The sequence below is a fragment of the Mesorhizobium sp. f-mel genome (genome assembly GCF_053850215.1).
This window is the reverse complement of the sequence record NZ_JBSPTO010000005.1, coordinates 231,334-238,300: the sequence shown is the minus strand read 5'-3', so window position 1 is coordinate 238,300 and position 6,967 is coordinate 231,334. Positions and strand designations below refer to the sequence as shown.

The window sequence follows — 6,967 nt, the reverse complement described above, 5'->3', positions numbered from 1 at the left end:
CGCCCGCCAGCTTGCTGCCCAGAAAAGCCTCCGCAAGACTCAACTGACCCGTCCGCTTCACCGCCATCGTGATTCCCTCCGAACTTCCATCTCAGAGAATCACAAACCAAGAATTGTGCAACAGTCCAACAAGGGGAGGGGGAAGACGTCACCTAATTTAGGTTCGCGCGGCTCGGTCCGGTGCCATGCCGTAATCCTCGCTGCGCTCAACCGCACGATAGAAATCGGCGAGCTGCTTGCCGCGCTCCGGCTTGAAGACGCGGCCGGCTATGACCACCGAAGCGATGCGATCGATACGGAAAGCGCGGAAATCGTCGCGCATCTCGCACCAGGCGACCAGCGTCCACACCTTGCCCCAGAACCACAGGCCCAATGGCCTGATGTCGCGCGCGGTGCCGCGGCCTGCTTCGTCGGAGTAGTCGATGGTCAGCACCTGGCGTTTTTCCACTGCGCGCTCGATCAGGTCGATTGCTTCGCGGGCGGCGTCGCTCACCACCCACATCGGCGTGTGGATTTCGGTGCGGGCGATGCGGTCCTTTTCTGCATCGGGCAGCACGGCGCCGATCTTGACCAGCGCCTCGTCGGCGGCCCGCGCCATGGCAGCGCCGCCAAACGCGCGCACCATGCGGGCGCCGGCGACCAGCGCGACGATCTCGTCACGCGTGAACATCAGCGGCGGAAGGTCGAAACCCTCCCTCATCATGTAGCCGACGCCGGCCTCGCCGTCGATCGGCACGCCCGTCGACTGCAGGTCGGCGATGTCGCGGTAGATGGTTCGCTCGGAAACCTCGAGCCACGTGCCCAGCTTCTGGGCGGTGACCAGACGGCCACCGCGCAGATGCTGCACGATCTGGAAGAGCCTGTCGGCGCGACGCATCGTATGGTCCCTCGGTGTTGTTTCTATGCATGTCGTTTTGCCAAAGCCGGTTCCCACTTTTGGGCGACATGCATTATGGTTCGAGCCCTTCGCGCTTGCGCTGCGCGGCGATGAAAGCCGCGCCGAAGGACAACTTCCCTGTTGTCGGCGTCTTTGCATCCAGCACCCGCCAGAACTGCGCGATGTCGCTAAGCGTCATGCCGCGTTCCAGATCCTCGTTGGCGGCCTCGGCAACAGTGCGCAGATGATAGCCGATAGTGACCGGACATGTCACTTCGGCACCGTGCTCGATGGCGAGCGCGGTGCGCAATGCGCGGACGTCCATGTCCACGCCCTCTGGGATGGAGCGGATGAAATCATCGACCTGCCGTGCCGTCGGCACCAGCATCGGCTGGCCTTCGACGACGTCGCCAACAGTGCGCGGCGTCGGCTTGATACCGTTGGTGCCCGGCGTGTTCAGCCTGTCGTTCCAGCTCTTTACCATGCGCCACCTAAACGAAGAGCCCAAAGCTGTTGCCGTCGGGGTCGAGGCAATAAGCGAATGTGCCGGCCGGAATGGAGATCGCCGGCGAGACGATCTGCCCGCCGTTCTGCCTCACCCGTTCCATGGCGTCCTCGATCGGTGCGGCAACCGACAGATGGATGGTCGGGCCATTTCCGGGTGCCGCGGGTTTCCCTGGGTAGATGTGCCCGGAGGCCGTTCGGTCCTCGGCGACGAACATGGCCATCGGGTTCGGACCGCTCTCCTCCAGAATGAGATCGTTCTGGAGCACCGACCCATAAAAGGCGCGCGCCCGATCCATGTCGGTGACAGGAATCTCGAACCATGCCGAAGCTTTTGCAGGGATGAAGGCCATGTCTGTCTCCTGATACTGCCGCACTATTGCACGCCGCTCCTGACACCATACTGTCAGGAGGCTTCAGCATATTCCCCTTCAGCGTACTCCTTGGCGAACAGCATACGCATCTCAGCAACGTCGCTGCTTCTCTGGGGATAGAGCGTCTTCAAATAGGCAAGAGCGAACGTGCCGGGAGCCGAACCCGGTGCGGACACGATGCGACCGTCGGCGACCGCATAGGGCACGTCCTGATAGTTCTGGGCGCCCGGGTAACCCGGTTCCTTTTCGTTGATCCAGTCACGACCATTGCTGGTGTGTTTGGCCTTGTCGAACAAGCCGGCACGTGCCAGTGCCAAGGTGCCGGCGCAAATGCCGCCGACCACGCCGCCACGCGTTGCGACCGCTGTCAGCAGCCGGGAGACATCAGGCGGGGCATCGACCCACTGGTCGGAGCCGATGACCGCCACAGCGTCGAGATCGGTGTTTTCATCAACCTCGGTGGAACGGTCGGGCGTCAGCATAAATCCGCTGGCCGAAGTCACCGGCTTGCCGTTCGGCGTCAGCGACACCGCGCGTGCGCCGAACCATTCGACCGCCGAAGCCGCCAGCAGCCCGTATTCCCAGTCGGCGAAGCGATCGATGAAAAGAACGCCGATGGTTTTCTGTTCGGACATTTCCTGCTCCGTCTTTCCGTCCGCCGGACCTGTTTATCTGGGCGCCGTGGCGTCCGCATCCAACTGCTGCTGCGAAGAAATCGCCTCAATGGCCGCGGCCGTGGCGGCCTTGGTAATTATCCGGCCAACCGATGTCCTTGCGGATGCTTTGCGGCAACCCGTTCATGAAACGCCGGGTGCGGATCTCGTTGCGCATCGTCCTGATCTTGCCGACATAGTGCTGCACGCCGCGCAGAATGGTAAAACCGTTCATAGCTGGTCTCCTCTCTTTCGATGGAGACACTATCGCACACCCCTCCTGACAGCAGTCTGTCAGTAGAATGATGGCCTTCGGCGATGCTGCCGGTTTTGCTTTCCCGAGCTCGCCGGTGCGCGGCACGCCGGCTTGTTCATCGCAGGTCGCTATCAGCGTCGAGATCGTTCAGCTTGCAGCGACGGACTGTCGGAATTCGCATCCTTCTGCGATAGGGTCGGCGTTCTGATATGAAGGAGAAAAATTTTCCGTAAATCAGGGAGACGACCATGGGCCTGCAACTGACGGGAATCCACCACCTGACCGCTATCACCGCGAATGCGCCCGGAAACCTTTGTTTCTACACGAGGACCTTGGGCCTGCGACTGGTCAAGAAGACGGTCAATCAGGACGACACGTCGGCCTATCACCTTTTCTATGCCGACGCAGAGGCGACGCCTGGCACCGATCTTACCTTCTTCGATTGGCCGGTCGGACGCGAACGGCGCGGCACCAACAGCATCGTCCGGACCAGCCTGAGGGTCGCCAGCCCCGAAAGCCTTGCCTGGTGGAAGCAGCACTTGTCCGGCGAGACCGTCGCGACGGGAGAGATCGGCGATGTCGGCGGCTACCCGTCGCTGGATTTCGAAGACCCAGAAGGCCAGCGCCTGCGTCTCGTCAGCGATGGCGGCAAGGGGGACAGTCATCCCTGGGCTCAAAGCCCGGTCCCAATCGAGCACCAGATACGCGGGCTCGGGCCTATCGTCATCAGCGTTCCCGACATCACCAACACCGAAGCGGTGCTGACCGGGGTGATGAACATGCACAAGGCGCGGGATTATGCCTCGCCGGATGGTCAGGGCCAGGTTCATGTCTTCGAGATGGGAAAAGGCGGCCCGGCGGCGGAACTTCATGTCGCGGTGCAGCCGGGCCTTGCGCCGGCACGGCAAGGTGCCGGGGCGGTCCACCACGTCGCGTTCAGGGCGCCGGACCGGGAGACCTTGCATCAATGGACGGCACGGCTGGCCGAATTCCGCCTGCCGTCAAGCGGTGAAGTCGAGCGATACTACTTCCGTTCGCTCTATTTCCGTGAGCCGAACGGCATATTGTTCGAGATCGCCACCGACGGCCCCGGGTTTACGGCCGACGAGCCGCTGGAAACGCTGGGCGAAAGGCTGGCCTTGCCGCCCTTCCTCGAACCAAAGCGGGCCTCGATCGAGGCCGGCCTCAAGCCGCTGGCCTAGCACCCCTCAGCGTTATGGCGATCTGGCATGAGCGGAGCGCTTTGACAGCCGGCCGTGATATTGGAGCGCCGCGCGTCTTCTGGACGCGCAAAGGATGCTCCAGCACCTTTGAATCTACGCATCGTGCTTTCCGAAAATCGATTTCGATTTTCGGGCCGATGCGCTAGTCAAAAGCGGCATGTCGAAACTCCTCGCGCTCGTTATCATTGTCATGATGGTCATCCAGCTGATCAAGCCGCTCGGCTGGCCGGGGCTGAAGCGGCGCAGCGATTTCTGGAAGCTGGCGGTGCTGGCGATGGCGGCGATTTCGATAACAGCGGCGCTGGGGCATTGGACGTAGAGCTGGCGGCCCCGCTACGCTACGCGTGGTTCGTTGGCCAGCACCAGGTCGACGAGATGTTCCGCCCAGGCCCGGTAGCCGGCTTCCGAGGCATGAAATCCGTCGGAGGCAAAACCGGCTTCGGCATCGGTGATCGGCAGGCGCGGCGCCGGCACTGCGCCGCGTTCGAGGCAGAGGCGCTCGCCCATCCGGTTCATCTCGGCGGCGCGGATCTCCAGGATCGTTCCAAGCAGCGGCGGCATTGCCGGCGCCCGCGTGAATTCCAGCACCGGCGACCACACCACGCGCGCCTCAGGCCATTTGGCTCGCAGCGCGTAGAGCAGGCCGCCAAAATCGCTTTTGAAGCGTGGCACCGAGTGAAAGTTCTTGGTGTCGTTGGTGCCGATGGCGAGCACGATATGCGTCCAAGGATCAGCCGACAGATTGGGCAGCACATGGTCGCGGATCTGGCCTGAGGTCGCCGAGTTGAAGCCGGCTGCCCGCCAGCGCACCGCACGGCCAGTGCGTTGCGAGATCAGCTCGGCCAGTTGCGCGGCCAACCCGCACTCGGAATTGCCGATGCCGACCGAAGCGGCGGAAGAATCGCCAAGCATCAGAAGCGAGATCGCTGGCGCCTGGCCTGATACCTCGTGCATGACCGGACCTTGCGCCGGCAGCATGCGGGTGGTGCGGCGGCGCACGCCGAGTCCCTGCCAGACATAGACTGGAAAGGCGAGCCAGGTGAGGAGGGCAAGAAAGCGCTGCATCGCAAACCGTTAATGGGGAAAGTCCGTTAAAGGCGTGGCGAGCAGCACTTAGCGCATATCAGGCTAAAGGCGAAAGATCTTGCGTCGGCTGCCCGCCGTCAATGGTAACAGGCGTCCTGCATCTCGTGCCTGTCTGCGTATTCATCGTGCAGCCGCACCCAGTCCATCAGGCTGTGGTAGGGACCTGTCTCGTTGCGGCCTTTCGGCGTCAGGTCGAGATAGTGATAAGCGCCGATCAGCGGATCGCCGCCCCTGGAGCGAGACATGAAGGTCAGGAAGATGTCGCCGTTCTCATCCCTGTAGAACACGCTGATGCCGGGAAGGTCCTTCGATTTCAGCGCGCGCTGCTCGAAATTGTAGGTCGTGTCGCCTGATTGGATCTGTTTGTCGGTGAAGGAAACCTGCATGTCGAAGTTGAAGTCCGACGCGTAGGACGACACCCAGTCGAATTTCCACCCCATGCACTGTTTGTAGGGCAGAAATTCGGCCAACGGCGCCCGCGAGATCACGACCAGCGACACATCGTGGTGCTTGAGGTGCTGGTTGGCGCCGTCGATATGGTCGGCAAGGAAGGAACACCCTTCGCAACGATAATCGGCGCCCGGCCCGAACATAAAGTGGTAGACGATCAGCTGGCTTGCGCCTCCGAATAGGCCGGCCAGTTTCTTCTGGCCCTGTTCGGTCTCGAAGACATAGTCCTTCCGGATCTTCAGCCAGGGCAATTCCCGCCGTTCGGCAGCGATGCGGTCGCGAAATCGCGTCAATTCCTTCTCGCGGGCCAGATGCGCCTTGTGCGCCTGGAACCAGTCTTTCCGTGAAACGATCTTGTTGTTTGGCATGAGTCTGCTCCTCTTTGAGCCCCAAGGACGTTTGGGCTCAACGCAAGCCGACACGGCCCTCGGTTTCTTGGAGCATAATTGAACCCGGGCACATGGCCCGGGTTCGGACGAAGGCAGAAAAAAACCGGTCAGGCGGCCTGTTCCAGTTCCGGCTGCCATTTTCCAAGTGCGGCCAAATGGTTCATGTGGGCGCGGTGGGCGAAGGCGGCCTGGGCAGCGGCAACGTTGGCCGCCTTGCCGCTCCAGGCCTTCTGTGGCGCCGCCTGCAAGGCGCGGCCATAGGAAAAGGTCAGCTTCCATGGATGCGGGCCGATGGCATTGATGGCATTGAGGTTGGCGGTCGCCTCCTCGTCCGATTGCCCGCCCGAGAGAAAGGCGATGCCGCCGATTGCGGCCGGCACCGTTTCGCGGAACAGTCTTATGGTCTTTTCGGCGACTTCCTCGGGGCTGCTGGTCTTGCCCGACTTCTTGCCGGCGAGAACCATGTTCGGCTTCAAGATGGTGCCTTCGAGGACGACGCGGGCCGCGTAGAGCTCGGTGTAGAGTTTTGTCAGCGTTGCCTTGCTGATCTCGTAGCAGGTGCCGATGTCATGGGCGCCATCCATCAGCACCTCCGGCTCGACGATCGGCACGATGCCGGCCTCCTGGCAAAGCGCCGCATAGCGGGCGAGCGCATGCGCATTCGAACCGATCGACGTGGCTGAAGGCACGCCCTTGGCGACGTCGATGTCGATCACCGCACGCCATTTGGCGAAACGGGCGCCGAGCTTGTAATAGTCGGTGAGCCGCTCGCGCAGGCCGTCGAGGCCTTCGGTGATCGTGTCGCCAGGGAAACCGGCGAGAGGCTTGGCGCCGGCATCGACCTTGATGCCTGGAATGGCGCCGGTCGCCTTGATGATGTCGACCAGCGGCGTGCCGTCGGCGGCCTTCTGGCGGATAGTCTCGTCGTAGAGGATGACGCCGGAGATGTATCTGGTCATCGCCTCCTTGGCGCGGAACATCATCTCGCGATAGTCGCGGCGGCTGTCGGCGGTCGATTCGACGCCGATCACGTCGAAGCGCTTCTTGATGGTGCCGGAGCTTTCGTCGGCGGCCAAAAGACCCTTGCCGTCGGCCACCATCGCGGCGGCAATGTCCTCGAGACGTTCGCTCATTGTGCATCCTCCTGAACCGTTT

Annotated in this window: 10 protein-coding genes; 2 read left to right on the top strand and 8 right to left on the bottom strand. The window is 62.3% G+C overall.

Annotated elements, in window-relative coordinates; translation table 11 throughout:
- Nucleotides 1-157 precede the first annotated feature (157 nt).
- The 5 genes from ACWUKX_RS10405 to ACWUKX_RS10385 all read right to left on the bottom strand — a co-directional run bounded on the left by ACWUKX_RS10405 (nucleotide 158) and on the right by ACWUKX_RS10385 (nucleotide 2,643).
- Nucleotides 158-877: a helix-turn-helix transcriptional regulator gene (locus ACWUKX_RS10405; protein WP_008873880.1), complete on the bottom strand. Its 720-nt coding sequence runs from the start codon at nucleotides 875-877 to the stop codon at nucleotides 158-160.
- A 73-nt stretch (nucleotides 878-950) separates the two neighbouring features.
- Complete coding sequence (locus ACWUKX_RS10400) at nucleotides 951-1,361, bottom strand: hypothetical protein (RefSeq protein ID WP_456006408.1); 411 nt, start codon at nucleotides 1,359-1,361, stop codon at nucleotides 951-953.
- Nucleotides 1,362-1,368: 7 nt separating this feature from the next.
- Nucleotides 1,369-1,734: a VOC family protein gene (locus ACWUKX_RS10395; RefSeq protein WP_456006405.1), complete on the bottom strand. Its 366-nt coding sequence runs from the start codon at nucleotides 1,732-1,734 to the stop codon at nucleotides 1,369-1,371.
- Between the two features lie 53 nt (nucleotides 1,735-1,787).
- Nucleotides 1,788-2,390: a DJ-1/PfpI family protein gene (locus ACWUKX_RS10390; protein ID WP_456006402.1), complete on the bottom strand. Its 603-nt coding sequence runs from the start codon at nucleotides 2,388-2,390 to the stop codon at nucleotides 1,788-1,790.
- 85 nt (nucleotides 2,391-2,475) lie between these two features.
- Nucleotides 2,476-2,643 (bottom strand): hypothetical protein, encoded by a 168-nt coding sequence (locus ACWUKX_RS10385; RefSeq protein WP_456006399.1) that lies wholly within the window; start codon nucleotides 2,641-2,643, stop codon nucleotides 2,476-2,478.
- 269 nt (nucleotides 2,644-2,912) lie between these two features.
- Here ACWUKX_RS10385 and ACWUKX_RS10380 point away from each other — a divergent pair, with 269 nt between their 5' ends.
- Both ACWUKX_RS10380 and ACWUKX_RS10375 read left to right on the top strand, forming a co-directional pair.
- Nucleotides 2,913-3,866, top strand: a complete 954-nt coding sequence (locus tag ACWUKX_RS10380; protein WP_456006396.1) for a ring-cleaving dioxygenase — start codon at nucleotides 2,913-2,915, stop codon at nucleotides 3,864-3,866.
- A gap of 178 nt (nucleotides 3,867-4,044) precedes the next feature.
- A complete protein-coding gene (locus ACWUKX_RS10375) occupies nucleotides 4,045-4,206 on the top strand; it encodes a hypothetical protein (RefSeq protein ID WP_127314259.1) in 162 nt (53 codons plus the stop codon).
- Nucleotides 4,207-4,220: 14 nt separating this feature from the next.
- Here ACWUKX_RS10375 and ACWUKX_RS10370 read toward each other — a convergent pair whose 3' ends face one another.
- From ACWUKX_RS10370 to ACWUKX_RS10360, 3 genes are all read right to left on the bottom strand, one after another.
- Complete coding sequence (locus ACWUKX_RS10370; protein ID WP_456006394.1) at nucleotides 4,221-4,952, bottom strand: SGNH/GDSL hydrolase family protein; 732 nt, start codon at nucleotides 4,950-4,952, stop codon at nucleotides 4,221-4,223.
- A gap of 98 nt (nucleotides 4,953-5,050) precedes the next feature.
- Nucleotides 5,051-5,791 (bottom strand): DUF899 domain-containing protein, encoded by a 741-nt coding sequence (locus tag ACWUKX_RS10365; RefSeq protein WP_456006391.1) that lies wholly within the window; start codon nucleotides 5,789-5,791, stop codon nucleotides 5,051-5,053.
- Nucleotides 5,792-5,919: 128 nt separating this feature from the next.
- Nucleotides 5,920-6,945: a class I fructose-bisphosphate aldolase gene (locus ACWUKX_RS10360; RefSeq protein ID WP_456006389.1), complete on the bottom strand. Its 1,026-nt coding sequence runs from the start codon at nucleotides 6,943-6,945 to the stop codon at nucleotides 5,920-5,922.
- Between the last annotated feature and the right edge of the window lie 22 nt (nucleotides 6,946-6,967).